The 22,619-nt window shown below is 36.9% G+C and carries 23 protein-coding genes and 5 tRNA genes; 16 read left to right on the forward strand and 12 right to left on the reverse strand.

The window, feature by feature from the left end; all coding sequences use genetic code 11:
• Positions 1-7 precede the first annotated feature (7 nt).
• On the forward strand, positions 8-832 hold the full coding sequence (locus tag GOQ16_RS08190; RefSeq protein ID WP_160068848.1) for a hypothetical protein: 825 nt from the start codon (positions 8-10) through the stop codon (positions 830-832).
• Between the two features lie 55 nt (positions 833-887).
• Here GOQ16_RS08190 and GOQ16_RS08195 read toward each other — a convergent pair whose 3' ends face one another.
• The 10 genes from GOQ16_RS08195 to GOQ16_RS08240 all read right to left on the reverse strand — a co-directional run bounded on the left by GOQ16_RS08195 (position 888) and on the right by GOQ16_RS08240 (position 9,383).
• On the reverse strand, positions 888-2,474 hold the full coding sequence (locus GOQ16_RS08195) for a M28 family peptidase (RefSeq protein WP_160068849.1): 1,587 nt from the start codon (positions 2,472-2,474) through the stop codon (positions 888-890).
• Between the two features lie 17 nt (positions 2,475-2,491).
• Entirely contained in the window at positions 2,492-2,923 is a 432-nt protein-coding gene (gene rpiB / locus GOQ16_RS08200) for a ribose 5-phosphate isomerase B (protein WP_160068850.1), read from the reverse strand.
• Positions 2,924-2,934: 11 nt separating this feature from the next.
• Positions 2,935-3,801: a twin-arginine translocase subunit TatC gene (gene tatC / locus GOQ16_RS08205; RefSeq protein ID WP_149913113.1), complete on the reverse strand. Its 867-nt coding sequence runs from the start codon at positions 3,799-3,801 to the stop codon at positions 2,935-2,937.
• A gap of 79 nt (positions 3,802-3,880) precedes the next feature.
• A complete protein-coding gene (gene accC / locus GOQ16_RS08210) occupies positions 3,881-5,242 on the reverse strand; it encodes an acetyl-CoA carboxylase biotin carboxylase subunit (protein ID WP_149913112.1) in 1,362 nt (453 codons plus the stop codon).
• An 83-nt stretch (positions 5,243-5,325) separates the two neighbouring features.
• Positions 5,326-5,805 (reverse strand): acetyl-CoA carboxylase biotin carboxyl carrier protein, encoded by a 480-nt coding sequence (accB, locus tag GOQ16_RS08215; protein ID WP_204987452.1) that lies wholly within the window; start codon positions 5,803-5,805, stop codon positions 5,326-5,328.
• Between the two features lie 74 nt (positions 5,806-5,879).
• Positions 5,880-6,869, reverse strand: a complete 990-nt coding sequence (locus GOQ16_RS08220) for a beta-ketoacyl-ACP synthase III (protein WP_160068851.1) — start codon at positions 6,867-6,869, stop codon at positions 5,880-5,882.
• Between the two features lie 6 nt (positions 6,870-6,875).
• A complete protein-coding gene (plsX, locus tag GOQ16_RS08225; RefSeq protein WP_160068852.1) occupies positions 6,876-7,814 on the reverse strand; it encodes a phosphate acyltransferase PlsX in 939 nt (312 codons plus the stop codon).
• 102 nt (positions 7,815-7,916) lie between these two features.
• The gene (gene rpmF, locus GOQ16_RS08230; RefSeq protein ID WP_149913108.1) at positions 7,917-8,108 is read right to left on the reverse strand and encodes a 50S ribosomal protein L32; all 192 of its coding nucleotides are present in this window, start codon (positions 8,106-8,108) and stop codon (positions 7,917-7,919) included.
• Positions 8,109-8,123: 15 nt separating this feature from the next.
• Positions 8,124-8,654: a YceD family protein gene (locus tag GOQ16_RS08235; protein WP_160068853.1), complete on the reverse strand. Its 531-nt coding sequence runs from the start codon at positions 8,652-8,654 to the stop codon at positions 8,124-8,126.
• Between the two features lie 66 nt (positions 8,655-8,720).
• Positions 8,721-9,383: an epoxyqueuosine reductase QueH gene (locus tag GOQ16_RS08240; protein ID WP_160068854.1), complete on the reverse strand. Its 663-nt coding sequence runs from the start codon at positions 9,381-9,383 to the stop codon at positions 8,721-8,723.
• 149 nt (positions 9,384-9,532) lie between these two features.
• Here GOQ16_RS08240 and GOQ16_RS08245 point away from each other — a divergent pair, with 149 nt between their 5' ends.
• Positions 9,533-10,627, forward strand: coding sequence for a hypothetical protein (locus tag GOQ16_RS08245; protein WP_160068855.1), 1,095 nt, complete (start codon positions 9,533-9,535; stop codon positions 10,625-10,627).
• Here the strand turns inward: GOQ16_RS08245 and GOQ16_RS08250 are convergent.
• Complete coding sequence (locus GOQ16_RS08250) at positions 10,624-11,466, reverse strand: transglutaminase-like domain-containing protein (RefSeq protein ID WP_149913104.1); 843 nt, start codon at positions 11,464-11,466, stop codon at positions 10,624-10,626. The two genes, GOQ16_RS08245 and GOQ16_RS08250, sit on opposite strands and share 4 nt — an antisense overlap.
• A gap of 80 nt (positions 11,467-11,546) precedes the next feature.
• On the opposite strand from GOQ16_RS08250, the gene GOQ16_RS08255 reads away from it, so the two are divergent.
• Positions 11,547-11,972: a hypothetical protein gene (locus tag GOQ16_RS08255; protein ID WP_160068856.1), complete on the forward strand. Its 426-nt coding sequence runs from the start codon at positions 11,547-11,549 to the stop codon at positions 11,970-11,972.
• Here the strand turns inward: GOQ16_RS08255 and GOQ16_RS08260 are convergent.
• Positions 11,969-13,108, reverse strand: coding sequence for a BamA/TamA family outer membrane protein (locus GOQ16_RS08260; protein ID WP_160068857.1), 1,140 nt, complete (start codon positions 13,106-13,108; stop codon positions 11,969-11,971). The genes GOQ16_RS08255 and GOQ16_RS08260 overlap by 4 nt on opposite strands.
• A 353-nt stretch (positions 13,109-13,461) precedes the next feature.
• Between GOQ16_RS08260 and GOQ16_RS08265 the strand changes: the two genes are divergently transcribed.
• The 13 genes from GOQ16_RS08265 (at position 13,462) to rpoB (ending at position 22,604) form a co-directional block, all read left to right on the forward strand.
• A tRNA-Thr gene (locus GOQ16_RS08265) sits at positions 13,462-13,534 on the forward strand.
• 24 nt (positions 13,535-13,558) lie between these two features.
• Positions 13,559-13,639: transfer RNA gene (locus GOQ16_RS08270), tRNA-Tyr, on the forward strand.
• A gap of 45 nt (positions 13,640-13,684) precedes the next feature.
• Positions 13,685-13,757, forward strand: a tRNA-Gly gene (locus GOQ16_RS08275).
• An 88-nt stretch (positions 13,758-13,845) separates the two neighbouring features.
• Positions 13,846-13,917: transfer RNA gene (locus tag GOQ16_RS08280), tRNA-Thr, on the forward strand.
• Between the two features lie 73 nt (positions 13,918-13,990).
• Positions 13,991-15,175 carry an elongation factor Tu gene (gene tuf / locus GOQ16_RS08285; RefSeq protein ID WP_160068858.1) on the forward strand — a complete coding sequence of 395 codons (1,185 nt, stop codon included), beginning with the start codon at positions 13,991-13,993 and terminating at the stop codon, positions 15,173-15,175.
• 162 nt (positions 15,176-15,337) lie between these two features.
• A tRNA-Trp gene (locus GOQ16_RS08290) sits at positions 15,338-15,409 on the forward strand.
• A gap of 24 nt (positions 15,410-15,433) precedes the next feature.
• Positions 15,434-15,625 carry a preprotein translocase subunit SecE gene (secE, locus tag GOQ16_RS08295; protein WP_149913100.1) on the forward strand — a complete coding sequence of 64 codons (192 nt, stop codon included), beginning with the start codon at positions 15,434-15,436 and terminating at the stop codon, positions 15,623-15,625.
• Between the two features lie 20 nt (positions 15,626-15,645).
• Positions 15,646-16,191: a transcription termination/antitermination protein NusG gene (nusG, locus tag GOQ16_RS08300; RefSeq protein ID WP_149913099.1), complete on the forward strand. Its 546-nt coding sequence runs from the start codon at positions 15,646-15,648 to the stop codon at positions 16,189-16,191.
• A 301-nt stretch (positions 16,192-16,492) separates the two neighbouring features.
• Complete coding sequence (rplK, locus tag GOQ16_RS08305; protein WP_149913097.1) at positions 16,493-16,936, forward strand: 50S ribosomal protein L11; 444 nt, start codon at positions 16,493-16,495, stop codon at positions 16,934-16,936.
• Between the two features lie 22 nt (positions 16,937-16,958).
• Complete coding sequence (gene rplA / locus GOQ16_RS08310; protein WP_149913096.1) at positions 16,959-17,657, forward strand: 50S ribosomal protein L1; 699 nt, start codon at positions 16,959-16,961, stop codon at positions 17,655-17,657.
• A gap of 2 nt (positions 17,658-17,659) precedes the next feature.
• Positions 17,660-18,178: a 50S ribosomal protein L10 gene (gene rplJ, locus GOQ16_RS08315; protein ID WP_160068859.1), complete on the forward strand. Its 519-nt coding sequence runs from the start codon at positions 17,660-17,662 to the stop codon at positions 18,176-18,178.
• A gap of 79 nt (positions 18,179-18,257) precedes the next feature.
• Positions 18,258-18,632, forward strand: a complete 375-nt coding sequence (rplL, locus tag GOQ16_RS08320; protein WP_149913094.1) for a 50S ribosomal protein L7/L12 — start codon at positions 18,258-18,260, stop codon at positions 18,630-18,632.
• Positions 18,633-18,794: 162 nt separating this feature from the next.
• Entirely contained in the window at positions 18,795-22,604 is a 3,810-nt protein-coding gene (gene rpoB / locus GOQ16_RS08325) for a DNA-directed RNA polymerase subunit beta (RefSeq protein ID WP_160068860.1), read from the forward strand.
• The last annotated feature ends 15 nt before the right edge of the window (positions 22,605-22,619 follow it).

A 22,619-nucleotide genomic window follows, 5' to 3' on the forward strand; every position in this document is an offset into this window, starting at 1 on the left:
TATTAGTATGATAGTACTATTTTTCTTATCAAGTTGCTCATCTCGCAAGTTTGCGAAGGAAAGTGTTTTTGTGGAAGATGTGGATGAATATTTTAATCCTGCATTGAAAATAAATGTGTGGACGTATATGAATTTCTATCCTTATCAAGATGGTGGAGAGACAGGAGTTAAGTTGAATAAGTTTTATGCTCAAGATATAGATGTACTTAAGAAAATTGGTCTAAAGAATAGAGGTTCAAAAGTTCTTTTTTCTGCTGTTCCGAATTCATCGCCTCAATACCATCTTTTAGCAGTTTTACATCAAAAGAATTTACCAAATACTGTGGGTTTTGAAAAGAGGGAAGTCGGTAAAGATCAATATTACCTGCAAAAGGACTTTGAACTAGGGAGATTAGACATTCGTCAGGTATTGATTCCTTTTGACAAGGGTAAAAAAATGTTGAGTCTAGTATATTATATTAGCAGTGAAAAACATCTGAATTGCAAATTTTGCAAATTGGACTATCTAGCGAAGATCAATGCAATAAACCTACAAGATTCACAGCAAAAGATTTATAGAAACAATTGGAAAATCGCGGAGAATATTTCAGAAAAAGCTCTAGATACAGAAATTGTCGTCCCTGAAACTATTCAAGATGCGAAAGGAAAAGTTTATTTAAAACTCTTCGCGGAATATGAGACCGAAACAGGAATTAACTATTTCCATATTCTAGATTCAAAACATAAGGAAGAAAAGATAAAAATCAAGCTACTTCCAAACCGCTATTTCTTAGAATATCAAGATGAAAAGTTCAAAACAATTCACCGCGATACGATACATATAAAATCTTAAAATAATAAAGCTAGGTTAATGACCTAGCTTTATTATTTAGTATAAGTATTTTTAATTACCTTCCAGTACCTTGTGCTTCTTCAAGCGACATATCTACAACTGGTTTTTTATCTCTATTTGCTATTTCCCAAGCGGTAAAGAAAATCAATCTCTCACGTTTTACCATCATAGGGAAGTCTATTTTGTCAACAGTATCTTCTGGTGTATGGTAGTGAGGGTGCAATCCAGAGAAGAAAAATAACGATGGAATACCATTCTTCGCAAAATTGTAGTGATCCGAACGGTAATACAAGCGCATTGGTTCTTCTGGATGATCGTAGTCATAATCCAATTTCATTTTTGTCTCAGCGTTTGCTTTTTCAACAATTGGTTTAAGATCCGTACTCAATTTATTAACACCAATCACGTGAATGTAGTTATGATCCCCGTTCAAGTGTTTGTCATCAATACGACCAATCATATCAATATTAAGACAAGCTACAGTTTGCGTTAAAGGAATAATTGGATTTTCAACGTAATATTGCGAACCTAATAAGCCTTTTTCTTCTGCTGCTAATGCGATAAATAAAATGCTACGACGTGGACCTTTGCCTTCTTTTTTAGCTTTTGCAAAAGCTTTAGCAATTTCTACAACACCAACAGTACCCGAACCATTGTCATCAGCTCCAGGGAAGAATGTGCCGTCAGGTAAAATGCCGTCATGATCCCAGTGACCACATACTACTACCACTTCATTTTTAAGATCTGTACCTTCTATGTAACCAATAACATTTGGGTCGCTAAATTTCTCATTTTTTACGCCCATAGAAGCGTTCAGCGCACTTTTTATAACTTGAGGTTGCGCTGGGGTAGCAAGATTTTGTGCTTTGAATTTCTCTACACTTGTATTTGCTTGTGCTAACAAATGATCAGCTAATGATGTTTTGATATGTACAACCGGAATAGAAACTCGTTGATTTTGATTGGCATTACCTTTATCCAAAGCCACACGTCCCATCATGCCACGATTATTCATGCGTTTGATCATTTCCTCATTTTGAGAACTTGCCGCAAGGATTAATTTTGGATTCAACTTCATAATTTCTTGAAGTCTCTTGAAACGGCTTGATGACCATGTAGATTTTGAAGTAGTGCCTGTGATGATCGATTTTCCTTCTGCGTCTACAGGTTCACCTTCGTTGATAAGTAACACCACTTTACCGGCGATGTCTGTATTTTTTAATTCATTGAATTTATCATCTTGAATGCCATAGCCTACGAACACAATCTCATTAGCATTGAATGACGCCGTGCTATTATCTCCCTGCACATAGAAATCCTGTCCATATACTAGTGTTTGGTTTCCTAGCGTAAAAGAGTCAACCTTATAGGAGGTCTGTAATAATGGAACCTGCTGTAGATATGATCCATTCACGATTGGTTGCAAACCAAAAGATTTGAACTGATCTTCCGCGTATTTAACCGTTTTTTTACCGCCTTCTTGGCCTGTTCCTCTACCAGCAAATTCTTTGCTTGCTAGAATAGTTAAATATTCTTTTGAAGATTCTTCTGTAATCAGATTGGCATATTTAGATGGATTTTGAGCCACCGAACAACTGTATGCAACAGGTAGAATGAAAAGTAAGGAAAGGATTTTTCTCATAGTAGGTGTATATTAAATTATGCACAAGAAATTTTGTTCACACGTGTAGCATGTCTACCGCCTTCAAATTCCGTTGTAATAAATGTATTCGTAATTTTTTTAGCTAATTCTAAATCTATAAAACGCGCAGGAATACACAATACATTCGCGTTATTATGTTGACGTGCTAATGCCGCAATTTCATTTTGCCATGCAATTGTCGCACGTATTCCTTGATGTTTATTTGCCGTAATAGCTACTCCATTTGCACTACCGCAAATCAAAATTCCCAATTCATTCTCTTGATTTTCTACCGAAGAAGCTACTGGATGTGCATAGTCTGGATAGTCTACAGAATCAGCTGTCGAAGGTCCGAAATCACTAACCTCATGTCCCAATTCTTTCAAAAACTCTACGATTGGAGTTTTATAATCAAATCCTGCGTGATCGCTACCTATTGCAATTTTCATAGTATTATATATTAGTTCTTATAAAATTCTTTTTCTTTTAATTCTCTCTTACGCTGTACATTTGCCGAAACAGAAATACTCAACTCGTACAATATAAACATTGGGGCACTCACCGTTAATAGTGTGATAATGTCCGCTGTAGGCGTAATAATAGCAGCAATGATTAATATAATTACTACCGCATAACGTCTACTCGCACGCATAAATTGCGGCGTCATAAAGCCAAGTTTGGATAGGATAAATATCAAAATCGGCAATAAAAATACTACACCACAACCCAATGTTAATGTCGCTATAGTCGACAGATAGGAGTCAATTTTGATCTGGTTTGTTATTTCCGCGCTCAATGATACATTAGCTAAAAAGTTAACAGACAAAGGAACGACAATGTAGTAGCCAAATAATGCCCCTAAAGCAAATAATATAGTCGCATAGAATACAAAACCACTTGCCGACTTGCGCTCGACTTCTGTCAATGCAGGCTTCACAAACAACCAAATTTCAAATAAGAGATATGGAAAACCTAAGGCAAGTGCCATCAATAAACAGGAGTTTATTTGTAACATAAACTGACCCGCTAATTCCGTATTTATAATATTAAAAGGAATTTTATCAACACAAAAACCATCTAAATTCATTAATTCTCCAACCTTACACATCATGCGGTACGTCCAGAAATCTAAATTCTTTGGCCCCATAATGATTTGGTTGAATACGAAATCATAAAATGAAAATGAAAGTATCGCAAAAACTGCTATTGCTATTACGGATCTAATGATGTGCCATCGTAATACTTCTAGGTGCTGGAAAAATGACATTTCCGCTTCGAGTGTCTTTCCTTTATCTTTTATGGCGTCAATTAGTTTTTTATTTGACATATCTAGTTTTTAGTAGTGAAAACAAAAATACCATTCTTTGGGATAAGAATGGTATGAATTGAATATCAAAACAAAATTTTTACGCTTCCTCTTCTTCCGGGTATTCCGAAAGGTCGAAAGTTTCCATAAATTTCGTTGTAAAATTACCTGCTCTAAAGTTTGGATCACGCATTAATCGCAAATGCAAAGGAATAGTAGTCTTCACACCTTCAATTACAAATTCACTTAATGCTCTTTCCATCGTTGCGATAGCTTCTTCACGAGTCTGTGCTGTACAGATTAATTTCGCAATCATAGAGTCATAGTTTGGCGGAATAGTATATCCAGCATATACGTGTGTATCGACACGCACACCATGACCACCTGGTGAGTGGAAATTTGTGATTTTGCCTGGTGAAGGACGGAAATTATTGAATGGATCTTCTGCATTGATACGGCATTCAATGGCATGCATTGTCGGCTCGTAGCTCTTACCAGAAATAGGAATACCTGCAGCCACTTTGATTTGCTCTTTGATCAAATCGAAGTTAATTACTTCTTCAGTTACCGGGTGCTCTACCTGAATACGCGTATTCATTTCCATGAAATAGAAATTGCGGTGTTTGTCCACTAAGAACTCAATGGTTCCAGCACCTTCATAATTTACAGCTGTTGCACCTTTGATCGCAGCTTCACCCATCTGTGCACGCAACTCGGGCGTAATAAATGGAGATGGAGCTTCTTCTACTAATTTTTGGTGACGACGTTGAATAGAACAATCGCGCTCTGACAAGTGACATACTTTGCCGTATTGATCACCGATTACTTGGATTTCAATGTGACGAGGCTCTTCAACGTATTTCTCTAAGTAAATACCATCATTACCAAATGCAGCAGCAGATTCTTGACGTGCTGAATCCCAGTTAGACTCGAAATCTTCATCTTTCCAAATGATACGCATACCACGACCACCACCACCAGCAGTAGCCTTGATAATGACAGGATAACCAATTTCATTAGCTAATTTAATACCTGTTTTTACGTCAGGAATTAAACCATCTGATCCAGGTACTGTTGGTACACCGGCTTTTTTCATGGTGTCTTTAGCTGAAGCTTTATCGCCCATGCGTTCAATCTGATTCGCAGTCGCACCGATAAATTTGATACCGTACTCCGCACAGATAGCTGAGAATTTAGCGTTTTCAGAAAGAAAACCATAACCAGGGTGAATGGCGTCAGCATTAGTTAACTCTGCAGCCGAAATGATATTAGGAATATTTAAATAAGAATCTTTACTCGCAGGAGGACCGATACATACCGCTTCATCAGCAAAACGTACATGCAAACTATCTTTATCCGCTGTAGAATATACAGCCACACTCTTGATACCCATCTCGCGACATGTGCGGATGATACGTAGAGCGATTTCCCCTCTATTTGCTATTAATATTTTTTTGAACATAAGGAATGACTAAATAAACCAATTGTACTATGTTAGCATAGCATCTATTTAAACTCAAAAAGCTGCGCGAAGGCAGCTAGAGATTAGTTTGGATCAACTAAGAATAATGGTTGATCGTATTCAACTGGTTGTGCGTCGTTCACTAATATTTTAACGATTTTACCAGAAACTTCCGATTCGATTTCATTGAATAATTTCATCGCCTCGATAATACATAATGTCTTACCAGAAGTGATTTCGTCACCTACATTTACGAATACTGCTTTATCAGGACCTGGTGAACGGTAGAATGTACCAATCATTGGCGATTTTACAGTGATGTATTTAGAATCATCAGATGCTGCAGGAGCCACTGGTGTCGTCGCTACAGGAGCTGCTGGAGTCGCCGCTTGTACAGGAGCAGGAGCAGGGATAGCTGCTGGAACGCTTGCTGTTACATAAGTCGGTTCTTGATTTGTTTTTATCGTGATTTTGAAATCTTTCTCTTCAATCGATACTTCATTCACACCTGATTTAGATACGAATTTAATCAAGTCTTGAATTTGTTTAATGTCCATACTCATGATAGTAGGTTTTGTCAATTTGTTAATTAATTATTAAAAAATAGTCGATAAATATAGCAAAAAATTGACTTAGCTTAATAAGCCCATTTTAAATAAACTGATCCCCAAGTAAATCCGCCACCGAAAGCTGCTAATATTAAATTATCACCTTTCTTCAATTGGCTTTCCCATTCCCATAGACATAATGGGATAGTACCACTTGTAGTGTTTCCGTATTTATGGATGTTTACCATCACTTTTTCTTCTGGTAGTCCCGCACGTTCGGCAGTAGCATCAATGATTCTTTTGTTCGCTTGATGAGGAACCAACCACGCAACATTATCAGCTGTCAGGTTATTGCGTTCCATGATGCTATGTGCAACATCAGCCATATTTGTAACAGCAAATTTGAATACTGTGCGTCCTTCTTGATAAGCATAGTGTAGACCTGCCTCAATAGTTTCATGCGAAGCTGGATTCAATGAGCCACCACCTTTGATATTTAAAAATTGACCACCTGAGCCGTCAGTTTTTAAGATTGTATCTTGGATGCCGTTACCTTCGTCGTTTGGTTCTAATAATACCGCTCCACATCCGTCACCAAATAGAATACATGTATTTCTGTCAGTATAGTTGACTACTGAAGACATTTTATCTCCACCGACTACTAATACTTTTTTGTGTTTGCCAGACTCAATAAATTGTGTACCTGTCGTCAAACCAAAAAGAAAACCTGAACAAGCAGCTTGTAAGTCATAACCCCAAGCGTTCTTTGCCCCGATTTTATCTGCTAATATATTTGCAGTAGCAGGAAATAACATGTCTGGTGTACTAGTACAGAATATTATTAAATCGATTTCTTCGGCAGATATACCTCTTTTTTCAAGAAGACCTTTTACCGCTGGTACAGCAAGATCTGAGGTTGCTAATCCTTCTCCTTTTAGAATACGACGTTCTTTAATACCTGTACGAGAGACGATCCATTCGTCGTTCGTGTCCACCATAGTTTCTAGTTCCTTGTTCGTAAGAACATAATCCGGAACATATCCGTTTACCGCCGTAATAGCCGCGTGAATTTTAGACATATAATGTTAGTTAAAAGCAGTTTTTATCTTATCGATAAATTTCGATTCGATCATACCTTTGGATAGTAATACCATATTTTTAATTGCAGTAGGAGTGGAAATGCCATGCCCGATAAGCACCGGTGCATTGACACCTAGAATTGGACTACCTCCATATTGCTCATAGTTGAACCTATCAAAGAAATCATCTTTAAAACCTTTTTTCAAAGTAACAACATAGAATGATTCGGCTAATTTAAGAACCACATTTCCTGTGTAACCGTCACATACATATACATCGGCATGATCCGAGAATAAGTCACGGCCTTCGGCATTACCAATGAAATTAATTTTAGTGTTTGATTTAAGTAATGGATAGGTTGAGATTGTTAGGGCATTACCTTTTTCTTCTTCTTCGCCAATGTTTACCAATGCAACTTTGGGATTGGAGACATTATACATATGCTCGGCATATAAGCTTCCAAGAATCGCAAACTGGTTTAACATTTCAGGCTTACAATCAGCATTGGCACCTACATCGAGAAGTATGCCGAATCCTTCTTTTAGCTTTGGAACATTAGTAGCTATTGCTGGGCGAAGTACGCCTGTAATAGTTTTTACACTAAACATAGCGCCTACTAGCATAGCGCCAGTATTACCTGCTGAAGAAAATGAATCTATCACCCCATTTTTCAACAACTCAAATCCTTTTGCGATACTTGAGTTTGGTTTTTGGGTGATAGCCTTTGTGGGATGCTCATGCATAGAAATACTTTCAGGAGCATGTACATAATCAAATAATGATGGATCTGCACCTGCTTCTTCTATGCGTTTTTTTGTATCTTCTTCGTCTCCGAATAATACTATTCGTTGATCTGATGATAGACTTTTTTGTGCTTCAATTGCACCTAATATGTTTGATTTGGGGGCATAATCCCCACCTAGAACGTCTAATCCTATCTTCATCCGTTATTATTTTTCTACTTCAATAATACGCAAAAACATCCCAAAGTAAAGCAAAAAAATCTATTTTTTACTCAATTTGGGATGTTTTATCCAAAGATATTTTTAGACTGCAGCTGTTCTTTCAACGATTAATTTACCGTTGTAAAATAAGTTACCATCAACTTCGTACGCTTTGTGAGGTACGTGTACAGCACCAGTTTCTTTACATACTGTCAATGTAGGTTTCTCAGCCTTATAGTGCGTTCTTCTTTTGTCTCTTCTTGATTTCGAAGTTTTACGTTTTGGATGTGCCATCTCGTATATGTTTTTTTAATTGTTTTTAATATTCTTTAATGCGGCCCAACGTGGGTCAATGTTTTCTTCTTCTATTTCGATTCCTTCTTCTGTACTGATTTTAGCTAGCATTTCTGGATCACAAGTGATATTTACTCCTTGCTCAGTGCATTTAGCGTAATATGGAACTTGCACGTTTATATATTCGTACAATAGGTTCGCTATATCTAGCTCGTGATCTGTTTTATTCAAAATGATAACCTCATCAGTTTCGTTGTCCCATTCCTCGTTTACAAACTTAACTATAAGTTTTTCATCAAAGGAAACAGGAGCGTCAAATTCGGTCAAGCAAACGTCGCAAGTTAATTTGATTGTGCCTTTGATGTCAAAATTCACAATTAACATCGTCTCTTGTTTTTGAAGAGAAACGTTGGCAGTCAGATTACCTTTCTTTACTAATGAATGCTCGTAGCAGTCAAAGAACTTATCGTTTATCTCAAAATCAAAATCGTGCTTTCCTGCTGCTAATCCCGAAAACGGAATTCTATATTGTTTTAGATACTTCACAATCCTGTATTTGAGCCTGCAAAATTAATGTTTTATATTTTAGGATGCAATTATTTTATGAAATAATTATTCATTATCTCCATAATATTTTACCCCCAATTCTATTTTCTCACGACCATTAGCCATACGCCATTTGTTGGTGTCACGAAGGGAATATGCACAACCACAGTACTCTTGCATATAAAATCGTTCACGTTTACTAATTTCCAACATACGTGCACCTCCACCTTTTTTACGCCAATTTAATGTCCAATAATCCATGTCTGGATGACGAGATGCGGCGCGAACACCACAATCGTTTATCTGATCCATGTTCTTCCACCGCGAAATCCCTAAAGAGCTGGATATGACATCAAATCCATTTTCGGCAGCATATTCAGCTGTTTTTTCAAATCGCATATCGAAGCACATTGTGCATCTTATTCCTTTTTCAGGTTCATTTTCCATGCCTTTTGCTAACTCAAACCAATGATCTACATCATAGTCAGCATCTATGAAAGGTATGTTGTGTTTCTCTGCAAAGCGAATATTTTCTTCTTTGCGAATGTCATATTCTTTGCGTGGATGAATATTTGGATTGTAAAAATAAATTGTAAACTCAATGTCGGAAGCAATTAGTGCCTCCATTACCTCTCCAGCACATGGTGCACAGCAAGAATGTAATAACAATTTCTTGCCTTGGTTTGGTAAAGTGAGTTTTTCTCTTACAAATTCTTTTTTCGTTTCCATATGACAAATGGTAATCTTCTGCAATTTTACGCAAATCTAATGGCTTTTGAAAGTTATTTCATTTTTGTAACGTTTAGATTGCTATTTTCGTTTAAATACTTACAGACAAAAATGTATACATTTGTAATCTAGTAATCGATTCAATTTTTATGCGTAAAATTTTATTTTTATACCTCATACCCGCTTTATTAATAAGTGTTATTGCGTGTCAACGAGATGACGACGAGCCTCCTTCACGAGAAATCAAAGATATATCTAGACTTTATATTTCCACTTCTGATTACCAAATTGGGGCATCAGAAAATTTGAATAACATTTATGTAATTGATCAAGCTGATGAGGATAGTTTTCCATCTGTTGATTCCTTGTATTCTTACAATTCTGGGGCTAAAGGTGCGCGTACTATTCATTTTGCACCAAATGGGGGGATGATTTTTCAATCTAGTTTAAACACTCCAGGAACAAATGATACGAGTATATATGTAATGAATGTCAATATTAGAGGTGATATTTCGTCTAGAGGTAAAATTTCCAATCGTAGATTTGATAATATAAGAGGGTTATATTATACGGTAGTAAATGTAGGTGTTTCGCTTTCTAATGATTATTTACTAGCAACAAATAAGTCAAATAGAGATGCTAATGGTAATATGTATGTTTTCTTAAGGCCACAAAACTCAGGTGCATTCAGAGTGCCATCTTTTAGGTTGCCTTTAAATTTCGTTCCATGGGCACTTACTGTTTATGAAAAGGATGTTTTTGTTGTTAAGACCGGAACAGAAGGAGGGGTTGAAGTGTATAAAGATTTAACACAAAAATTTATAGATAGTCAGGATACATTATTAAATGTGAATCCTACGTTTTCACTTACTGTGAACGGCTCTAGAAATCTTCGTGGCATTTCGTATTCAAGAATAAAGGATATTTTAGTGATGACAGATTACTCTATCAATGGTAATGTAATCGAGGATGGTAGAATTTTAATTTTTGAGAATTTCTCTTCAAACACCACGACAAAAGAAATCTCTCCTACTCGTGTTATCAAAGGTTTGACTACAAAATTGAAGCAGCCAATCGATGTTGCAATTGACACCCGAGACGATGGAAAGTATATTTATGTAGCTGATCCTGGCGCTAAAAGTGTTTTTCGTTATTTAATTAGTGATGAGGGAGATGTAGCTCCCAATGCTTCATTAGATTTTAACGGTAAAACACCAGAAAGTATATCCCTGGATACTCGTTAGTCTTCAATAATTTTTAAAAGGATGTCTATTTCCTCTTTTTTCTGAGGACTTCCAATATTCTCATAAGCCGTTATTAAATTGCGAAGTACGCGTTTGATAATGGCTTTATTCGTACACGGCATGGTGTACTCCTCATTAGGAGGGAGGTTTAATTGTTTTAAAAAGGAATATATGTCGTTATGATGCATTACTTGTCCTCTGTTAAAAGCATTGATATAAAATAGGGGAGGTTGTTCTGTATCTTCTATGTAGGCTACTATAAAATGTTTTGGAAGATTAATTCCATAAACAGGGATATCTAGCTGTTGTGCAATTATGCTATATACACAGGATAAAGATATAGGGTTGCCTTTTTTGCTTTCTAAAACTTTATGTATAAACGAATTTTGTGGGTCATGATAATTTGTTGTATTTCCCGATAATCCAAATTCACGAAACAATACATTATTTAACAGTTTGACTTTCTCCAACGGACTCATGTCATACATAAGTTGAAACCAAGCGTTACGTTTAAGTTCAGAAATAGTTAACAACACATTATTCTCATCCAAATTTGGGTATTGGTACCTATTTATAATAAGTAATCCCTCTAATAGGTCGTCGCTATTTTTGAGATCCCAAAATTGAAGGTCATATTTTATCTGATCAAATTGGATTTTATGAATAATATTTTCAATCCGAGATTGCGATAATGGATCAAATGAAGACTCCCAATTTTCTTCTAACAAAGGAATTACATCTGGTCCTGCAGTAACAAGGCGTTCTTCCAATTGGTTGAAAATTTCAGTGTCTGGATCGTCTAATAAAGATATTATCGCTTTAATCTCTCTCTCATTCATATATAAATTTAGTTAAATCTATTGATTTATTAAAAATGAACTGTCTTAATAATGTAAATCAATATATGTATTTTTGCAAAATGATTTATTTTCTGCAGAAAATCAAGCATTACATCACTTCAAATACTCGTCATGGCACACACTCACCTTTTGTATATGCTCTGGCGGATGAGTTGATATATAATAAGAACATTACTCGTTGTGATTCGTTGATAGAGGATATTATCGCGTATTATCTTTCAAAAGGATTGACAGAATTTTCTTTTTTAATTACTGATTTTAAGCAACATTCTTTTGCAGATTTGTTAGTTCTTCAAAATTCCTATTTTATGATTTTCGTGAAAGACATTAATGATTGTTCTTATCATCGAAAACTTTGGAAAACTATGCAAGCACATAAAGATTTTGTAGTGTTAATTGATTTGTTTGAATTTGGAATAATTTGTAAACGAAAAGAGCAACCCAAAGAAAATTTTAAGTTGCGCTATCCCTATTTTTACTACTAAAAAGCTTCACTTATACTTAAGTAAAATCCAGATTGTCGCTCTTCTCCTGGCTTTTTTTCGCCAAAGGCGTAATCGAGACGTATACTACTGCTGTGCTCAATACTAAAGAAATAGCGAAGTCCAGCACCATACGTTGGTATAAACCGTGCCTTATGCTGTTTTGAGAAAGTGGTGCCGGCGCCGACAAAACCTGATAGGCCGAATCTAGGATGTAAGCGATAGCGAAGTTCTGCTTGTGTGGCTAAATAATTTTTGTCTTTGTATCTTCCTAAATAGTATCCACGCATTGTCATGTCTCCCCCAAGATCGCGTAAAGTATAAAAAGGAATGTTTTCGCCAAATGTTCCACGGTAAAGTATTTGCCCAGCAAAATTTAGTTTTCGATTCAATGGGTGAAAGCCACGCAGGTCAGTTTCTAACAATGACCCATTAAAATCCTCGTAGGTAAAAAATTTAGGGGCATAGGCATATTTTATACGACCGTAAAAACCTTTATTTGTATATGTTGTCACATCACGTGTGTCGAATAATGCAGATAGACCTAAGGTAATGTATTGACCACCAGTTTTACCAATGATGCTGTTGGATTCAAAGATGCCGTCTGCTTCAACATCTTTGAATTTATAATTGTCATAGCTGGTATTTACACCTACATAAAACCTTGGTAATATCTTCTTTTCAATATCGGCCTTGAAACGGTATAGTGTCTGATCCAAATAATCTTCATCTGCTTTCCATGTATCATTTCCAATGCCGTAAAAATTGAATGGCCATTCTCTTGCGCGTAACTCTAATAAGATATGGTAGTCATTGTCTTTGGTCCATAAATCGGATGTAATATTAATTTTTTTCTGCTTTTTTGTGGTAATAGTGCTAATTAGAGTGATGTTTGATGTACGGCTTACAAGGCTATTTTTGTCTAAATAAAAATTATAAGTTGCTGCGACACCAAATTCTGGGCCTGTTTCTTGCGCGTATGAAAACGCAGGTACTACAAAATAGCTCCCATTTCTAGTGGTGTCACCTTGCGAAGAGAAAGTTTTTTTTATTATTTTTTCAATAAAATTTGTAGAGTCTTGAGCTAGTGCAATATGGGCGCATATTAAAAATAGAAAAATAGATACATACTTTTTCATGCATCACTGTTGGAAATTATCGTGCCAAAGATGCGTCAATGCTTCTTGTGAAGTAGGTGTTAATTTCATATTGAAAAATTATCAGACTGCATATCAGCTTAATGGATGATTCTCGTATGTTTTTTTATGTAAAAATTTTTGAAATGTCATGTCGGTGTCTATCTTTGCAACATCAAAAACGATCACAGTTGTCGATTTGTGAGCGTTTTTGAATAGAGTTCTTTAAGAAATAGAAAAGTAAAAGTTTTTAAAAAATTCTCTTGCAAGTTTGAAATGAATTTTTCTATCTTTGCACCAGCTGCCCGGAAGGGTAGATGTTCTTCGAGAGTTTGAAAAGACAAAAATAATAGTAAGCCTCCTTAGCTCAGCTGGTAGAGCAACTGACTTGTAATCAGTAGGTCATTGGTTCGATTCCGATAGGAGGCTCTAAATGCGAGACATCGCAGGTCTGGAGGGGTTCCAGAGCGGTCAAATGGGACGGACTGTAAATCCGTTGCTTCGGCTTCGAAGGTTCGAATCCTTCTCCCTCCACACTAAATTTGTTGTTTTTAGTATTTCATATATTAAAAACAAAAAGCGGAAGTAGCTCAGTTGGTAGAGCGATAGCCTTCCAAGCTATAGGTCGCGAGTTCGAACCTCGTCTTCCGCTCATTTTCAAGGTTTTTCAGTCTCTATCTTTCATGATTTAAATATGTAAGGTGGAGGCATAATTCCGTAAATGAGCTTTTTAATTAAAAGCCGAAGTAGCTCAGGGGTAGAGCACTTCCTTGGTAAGGAAGAGGTCGTGGGTTCAAATCCCATCTTTGGCTCGTCAAAAAAGTTTACTATTTTTGTAAAGAATTTATATAAAGAAATATTTAATAATTACTAATTCGCATAAACATGGCAAAAGAGAAATTTGACCGTAGTAAACCCCACTTAAACATTGGTACTATCGGTCACGTTGACCACGGTAAAACAACTACAACTGCAGCTATCACTAAAGTATTAGCGGATGCAGGTTTATCAGAAGCTCGTTCATTTGATTCAATTGACTCTGCTCCTGAAGAAAAAGAGCGTGGTATCACGATTAATACAGCGCACGTTGAGTACTCAACTGCAAGTCGTCACTATGCACACGTTGACTGTCCAGGTCACGCCGATTACGTTAAGAACATGGTAACTGGTGCTGCTCAAATGGACGGTGCTATCATCGTTGTTGCTGCAACTGATGGTCCTATGCCTCAAACTCGTGAGCACATCTTGTTAGCTCGTCAGGTAGGTGTACCAGCGTTAGTAGTATTCTTAAACAAAGTTGACTTAGTAGATGATCCTGAGTTATTAGAGTTAGTAGAAATGGAAGTACGTGAGTTATTGTCATTCTACGAATTCCCAGGTGATGATATTCCAGTAATCCAAGGTTCTGCTTTAGGTGCATTGAATGGTGAGCCTGAGTGGGTTGCTAAAGTGATGGAATTAATGGACGCTGTAGATAACTACATTCCAATTCCTCCACGTTTAACTGACTTACCTTTCTTGATGCCAGTAGAGGACGTATTCTCGATCACAGGTCGTGGTACAGTAGCTACAGGTCGTATCGAAAGAGGTGTGATCAACTCTGGTGATCCAGTTGAAATCTTAGGTATGGGTGCTGAAGATTTAAAATCTACAGTAACAGGTGTTGAGATGTTCCGTAAAATCTTAGATTACGGTGAAGCAGGTGATAACGTAGGTTTATTATTACGTGGTATTGAGAAAACTGATATCAAACGTGGTATGGTTATCGTTAAACCAGGTTCAGTAACTCCTCACGATCACTTCAAAGCTGAGGTTTACGTATTGTCAAAAGCAGAAGGTGGTCGTCACACTCCATTCTTCAACAAATACCGTCCTCAATTCTATTTCCGTACAACAGACGTAACAGGAGAGATCATGTTGCCAGAAGGTACTGAAATGGTTATGCCAGGTGATAACGTTACAATTACAGTTAAATTAATCTCTGCAATTGCAATGGAAAAAGGTCTACGTTTCGCTATCCGTGAGGGTGGTCGTACAGTAGGTGCTGGTCAGGTAACTGAAATCATTTAATCTTTTTTTAGATTAATAAAATAATAAAATAAGCTAATCGGCTGATGCTGATTAGCTTATTTTTTCCAACACAAAATTGTTCTTTAAAACATATAAAAAATGCAAAAAATATTTGTTCTAATAGGTTTAGAACACTATATTTGCATCATCAAAAAAAAACACAGGGATATAGTATAATGGTTAGTATCGTGGTCTCCAAAACCATTGGTCTGGGTTCGAATCCTAGTATCCCTGCTAAATAACTTAAATAATCAAACAATGGCTAACGTACTTGATTTTTTTAAAGAGTCTTATCAAGAGGTGACTGAGAAAGTTACTTGGCCTACTTGGTCTCAATTGCAAAATCATGCAGTCGTAGTCCTTGTAGCTTCGTTGATCATAGCTTTAGTAGTATTGTTAATGGACAAAGCTTCAAGTAACGTGTTGGAGTTGTTGTACGGTACTAAGTAAGGTTTTATCTAGAAGACATTATGGCTGATCAAAGTTTAAAGTGGTACGTAGTACGTGCTGTAAGTGGTAAAGAGAAGAAAGTAAAACAATACGTAGAAGCGGAAGTTAGTAGATTGGGTATTCAACATTTAGTGCCTCAAGTATTAATTCCGATGGAAAAGTATTACCAAATGCGCGACGGAAAAAAGGTCGCTAAAGAGCGTAATTACTATCCTGGATATGTGTTGATTGAAGCTGCTCTTGATGGGGAGATTGAACACGCGATCAAGAATTTGAACAGTGTAATTGGTTTCTTAGGAGATAAAGCAGGTGTGGCTATTCCATTGCGTCCATCTGAAGTTAATAGAATTTTGGGTAAAGTGGATGAGATGGCTGAGCAAGGCGAATCAATCAACGTTACTTATTACGTTGGAGAGTCTGTAAAAGTTACTGATGGACCTTTCAACGGATTTACAGGTGAGATTGAAGAGGTTCATGAGGATAAGAAAAAGTTAACTGTAATGGTTAAAGTATTCGGTCGTAAGACTCCACTTGAATTGAACTACATGCAAGTAGAAAAGGAATAATAGATTTATTATAAAATATACGAAAAAGCTTCTTATGAAAATATGAAGCTTTTTTGTGTTTCGCTATCATTATTTATTTCGCACGATAGACGTGGCTAATGACTGTAGGCTCAATCATTTTAAATAAAAAAGAATATTTAATAAATATTTGTGAGCAACTATTTTGTGAATCAAATATTCTTATTATCTTTGCACCTCGTTTAGTTGTGAAAACTTCTGTTTTAACGCTAACCGATATAAATGTTACAAGTATTGCTTCCAACTTACTAACAAACATTTAACAAATTAAATTCAAAACAAAATGGCAAAAGAAGTCAGTGCGTTAGTAAAATTACAAGTAAAGGGCGGTGCAGCCAATCCATCTCCTCCAGTAGGACCTGCTTTAGGTGCTAAGGGTGTGAATATCATGGATTTCTGTAAGCAGTTCAATGCTCGTACGCAAGACAAACCAGGTCAAGTATTACCAGTAGTGATTACTGTTTATGCTGACAAGTCATTTGATTTTATCATCAAAACTCCACCGGTAGCTGTTCAATTGAAAGATGCTGCTAAATTAAAAAGTGGATCAGGTGAGCCAAATCGTAAGAAAGTTGCTTCAATTACTTGGGAGCAAGTAGAGACGATTGCAAAAGACAAAATGACTGACTTAAATGCTTTCACTGTAGAATCTGCAATGAGCATGGTAGCTGGTACAGCGCGTAGTATGGGTATCACTGTTTCAGGTGACGCTCCTTGGAAAAATTAATTAACGAAATCAGTTTAAGAAAGTGGCTAGATTAACAAAAAATCAAAAAGCGGCACTATCCAAAATTGAAGCTGGTAAAGCGTATACTTTGGCTGAGGCTTCTGCTTTAGTGAAAGAGATTACTACAACAAAATTTGATGCTTCAGTGGATATCGACGTACGTTTGGGCGTAGATCCACGTAAAGCGAATCAGATGGTTCGTGGTATTGCGACGTTACCTCACGGAACTGGTAAGACTGTTCGCGTTTTAGCATTAGTTACTCCTGATAAGGAAGAAGAAGCTAAAGCTGCAGGTGCAGATTACGTAGGTCTTGATGAGTACATCAGTAAAATTGAAGGTGGTTGGACTGACGTTGACATTATCATCACTATGCCTTCGGTAATGGCTAAAGTAGGTAAATTGGGTCGTATTTTAGGTCCAAGAAACTTAATGCCTAACCCTAAGACTGGTACAGTAACTACAGAAGTAGGTAAAGCTGTAACAGACGTAAAAGGCGGTAAGATCGATTTTAAAGTTGACAAGACAGGTATCATCCATACTTCGGTAGGAAAAGTGTCTTTCCCGGCAGAGAAGATTTATGAGAACGCATTAGAAGTATTACAAGTGCTTTCAAAATTAAAACCTTCAGCGGCTAAGGGAACATACTTCAAGAGTATCCATATCTCATCTACGATGAGCCCGGGTATTCATGTAGAAACTAAATCAGTAGCAGGTATTTAATCATGAGAAAAGAAGAAAAACAAGAAATTGTTCAAGCTTTAGCAGAGCAGATTAAATCTTACGGTAACTTCTATATTACTGACACTGCTGATTTATCTGTTGAAAAGATCAATGGAATCCGTCGTAAATGTTTCGAGCAAGGTATTATCATGCAAGTGGCTAAAAACACTTTAATTGAGAAAGCTTTAATCGAAGCAGGTATCGAATCAGAAGAATTAGTAGGCGTATTGAAAGGTGCTTCTACATTATTGTTCTCTGAGACAGGTAACGCTCCAGCTAAATTGATTAAAGATTTACGTAAAGCAGGTGACAAACCAGTATTAAAAGCAGCTTATATTCAAGAGACAGCTTTTGTTGGTGACGATCAATTAAATGCTTTAGTAACTCTTAAATCGAAGGACGAACTTGTTGCAGATATTATCGCGGCTCTTCAATCACCAGCGAAAAACGTTATTTCTGCGCTTTCATCAGGCGGAAATACTATTTCAGGTGTGTTAAAGACTTTAGAACAAAGAGGTTAACGAACACCTTATTACAATAAAAAAGTTCGAGATTTAATTAACAATATTTTTAAAAAGAACATTCAAAAATCAAAATAAAATGGCAGATTTAAAACAACTTGCTGAACAGTTAGTTAACTTAACGGTAAAAGAAGTTAAAGAATTAGCTGATATCTTAAAAGACGAGTACGGTATCGAGCCTGCTGCTGCTGCTGTTGCAGTTGCTGCTGCTCCAGCTGAAGGCCCTGCTGCTGCTGAAGAGAAAACTTCATTCGACGTTATCTTGAAAGAAGCTGGTGGTCAAAAATTAGCTGTAGTTAAATTAGTAAAAGACTTAGCTGGTTTAGGATTGAAAGAAGCTAAAGATTTAGTTGACGGTGCTCCTAAAGAATTAAAAGCTGGTGTTTCTAAAGACGAAGCTGAAGCTTTGAAAAAACAATTAGAAGAAGCTGGTGCTGTAGTTGAGATTAAATAATTTCAAATACCATCAAAACGAGATTAGACTCTGGTAATTTATCAGAGTCTATTCCCGTTTTAATATAATATTAGTCTTTTCATACGTGTGCTGGCGTGTGAATATATCATACAAAAACAGCAAACATTAAGTTCAGTTTTTTTAAACTAAAATCTTATTCCCTTGGCAAACAATAATATTCAAAACGAAAGAGTAAACTTTGCTACAAGTAAGAAGGTAATTGATTATCCGGATTTCTTGGACGTGCAATTGGAGTCTTTCAGGGAGTTTTTTCAATTAGAAACTACTTCTGATAACCGCCATCAGGAAGGGTTGTACAAGGTTTTCGCAGAAAACTTCCCTATTTCTGATTCAAGAAACATATTCGTGCTAGAGTTTTTGGATTATTTCATTGATCCTCCTCGCTATGATATCCAAGAATGTATCGAGCGTGGCTTGACTTATAGCGTGCCTTTGAAAGCAAAATTGAAGTTGTCTTGTAATGATGAAGAACACGAAGATTTCGAAACTATCGTACAAGATGTATACTTAGGTACAATTCCATACATGACACCAAAAGGTACTTTCGTTATCAATGGTGCAGAGCGTGTAATCGTATCTCAGTTACACCGTTCTCCTGGTGTATTCTTTGGTCAGAGTAGACACACAAATGGTACAAAACTTTATTCGGCAAGGGTAATTCCTTTTAAAGGATCTTGGATTGAATTCGCGACAGACGTGAATAACGTAATGTACGCGTATATCGATCGTAAGAAAAAATTCCCAGTTACTACTTTATTACGTGCTATTGGTTACGATTCAGATAAAGATATCTTAGAATTGTTTGACTTAGCTGACGAAGTAAAAGTTAGTAAAACGGGTCTTAAGAAATACGTTGGTCGTCGTCTAGCGGCAAGGGTATTGAATAAATGGACAGAAGATTTCGTAGATGAGGATACTGGTGAAGTAGTGTCTATCGATCGTAACGAAATTATCTTTGAACGTGAAACTGTATTAGAAGAAGATCATATTGATTTGATCATCGAAGCTGGAGTTAAGTCTATTATCTTAGCAAAAGAAGATGAGTCAAACAATGCGGACTATTCAATCATATATAACACTTTACAAAAGGATACGTCTAACTCAGAGAAAGAAGCGGTAGAACATATCTATCGTCAATTGCGTAACGCTGAACCACCTGATGAGGAAACTGCACGTGGTATCATCGATCGTTTATTCTTCTCAGACAAGCGTTATGATTTAGGTGATGTAGGTCGTTACCGTATCAACCGTAAGTTGAAGTTAGATACACCTCCTGAAACTAAAGTATTGACTCGTCAAGATATCATCGCTATTGTGAAATATTTGATCAACTTGATCAATTCTAAAGCAGAGGTAGATGATATTGACCACTTGTCAAATCGTCGTGTACGTACTGTTGGTGAGCAGTTGTATGCACAATTCGGTGTTGGTCTAGCTCGTATGGCACGTACTATTCGTGAGCGTATGAATATTCGTGACAACGAAGTATTTACACCTACTGATTTGATCAATGCACGTACATTGTCATCAGTAATCAATTCGTTCTTCGGTACGAATCAGCTTTCTCAATTCATGGACCAAACAAATCCATTAGCTGAGATTACGCACAAGCGTCGTTTATCAGCGTTAGGTCCAGGTGGTCTTTCACGTGAGCGTGCTGGTTTCGAGGTTCGTGACGTTCACTACACGCATTACGGTCGTTTGTGTACTATCGAAACTCCTGAGGGACCAAACATTGGTTTGATTTCATCTTTATCTGTTCACGCTAAAATCAACAACTTAGGATTTATCGAGACTCCTTACCGTAAAGTAAGAGACGGTAAAGTCGTAGTTGATGAGCCTGTAGTTTATTTATCTGCAGAGGACGAAGATGGTAAGACAATCGCGCAAGCGAATGCTTACTATGATGATAAAGGTAATTTTGAAGATCCAAAAGTAAAAGCTAGATACGAGGGTGACTTCCCGATTATCGATCCTGAGAAATTGGATTATATGGACGTTGCTCCAAACCAAATTACTTCGATCGCGGCTTCATTAATTCCTTTCTTGGAGCATGATGATGCCAACCGTGCGTTGATGGGATCGAACATGCAGCGCCAGGCTGTACCATTATTGCGCCCTCAAGCGCCAATCGTAGGTACTGGTTTGGAAGGTCGCGTGGCTTCGGATTCACGTACGTTGATCAATGCAGAAGGTAATGGTGTTGTTGAATATGTTGATGCTGAAGAAATCAAAATCCGTTACGAACGTAATGAAGATGAGCGTTTAGTATCATTTGATGATGACATCAAAACTTACCGTTTAATTAAATTTAAGAAAACCAACCAAAATACTTGTATCAACTTGAAGCCTATCGTTAAGAAAGGTCAAAAAGTTACTAAAGGACAAGTATTGTGTGAGGGATATGCAACAGAAGATGGCGAGTTAGCATTAGGTCGTAACTTGAAAGTGGCTTTCATGCCTTGGCAAGGTTACAACTTTGAGGATGCGATCGTAATCTCTGAGCGTGTTGTTTCTCAAGATATTTTTACTTCACTTCACATCGAAGAGTTTGAATTAGAAGTACGTGATACAAAACGTGGTGAAGAAGAGCTTACAGCTGATATTCCTAACGTTTCGGAAGAAGCTACTAAAGATTTGGACGAAAATGGTATTATCCGTGTAGGTGCTGAAGTAGTTGAGGGTGACATCTTAATTGGTAAGATTACACCTAAAGGTGAATCAGATCCTTCTCCAGAAGAGAAATTATTACGTGCAATATTTGGTGACAAAGCTGGTGACGTAAAAGATGCTTCTTTGAAAACTCCTCCTTCTATTAAAGGTGTAGTTATCGATACGAAGTTATTCTCACGTGCGAAGAAAATGTCTAAAGAAGTCGAAAGAAAAGCTTTAGAAAAATTGGAAATTACGCATGAGAAAAACGTAAGAGTACTAAAAGAGCGATTGGTAGAGAAATTATTCACTATTGTGAATGGTAAAACTAGCCAAGGTATCTATAACGTTTATAAAGAGTTGTTAGTAGCTAAAGGTGCTAAATTCACTCAAAAAATCTTAACTGATCTTGACTATGCAAACATTAACCCGTTTGGATGGACTACAGATGAAGATAAAAATGAGTTAATCAAATTGGCATTGCACTATTACAACATTAAGTTAAATGAAGAATTAGGTGCATTCAAACGCGATAAATTTGCAGTTTCTGTAGGTGATGAGCTTCCTTCTGGTATTGTTCAGATGGCTAAAGTTTATGTAGCTAAGAAACGTAAATTGAAAGTGGGTGATAAGATGGCAGGTCGTCACGGTAACAAAGGTATCGTCGCACGTATTGTACGTGATGAAGATATGCCATTCTTAGAAGATGGTACTCCAGTAGATATCGTATTGAACCCTCTAGGTGTACCTTCTCGTATGAACTTAGGCCAGATTTATGAAACAGTTCTTGGATGGGCTGGTCAAAAATTAGGTATGAAGTTCGCTACGCCAATCTTCGATGGTGCTGAAATGGATCAAGTAGAAGAGTGGGTAGAGAAAGCGGGATTACCGAAATCAGGTCGTACATACTTGTACAACGGTTTGACAGGAGAGCGTTTTGATCAACCAACTACTGTTGGTGTTATCTACATGTTGAAATTAGGTCACATGGTTGATGACAAAATGCACGCACGTTCGATCGGACCATACTCATTGATTACACAACAACCATTGGGTGGTAAAGCTCAATTCGGTGGTCAGCGTTTTGGTGAGATGGAGGTTTGGGCTCTTGAGGCATTCGGTGCATCTAACATCTTACAAGAGATCTTAACTGTGAAGTCGGATGATGTTGTAGGTCGTGCTAAAACTTACGAAGCTATCGTAAAAGGTAACAACTTACCAACGCCATCAGTTCCTGAATCATTCAACGTATTAGTACACGAGTTGCGTGGTCTAGGTTTAGATATCACATTAGATTAATCAAGTAATATTCAA

The sequence above is a fragment of the Sphingobacterium bovisgrunnientis genome (assembly GCF_009829085.1).
Lineage (GTDB): Bacteria > Bacteroidota > Bacteroidia > Sphingobacteriales > Sphingobacteriaceae > Sphingobacterium > Sphingobacterium bovisgrunnientis.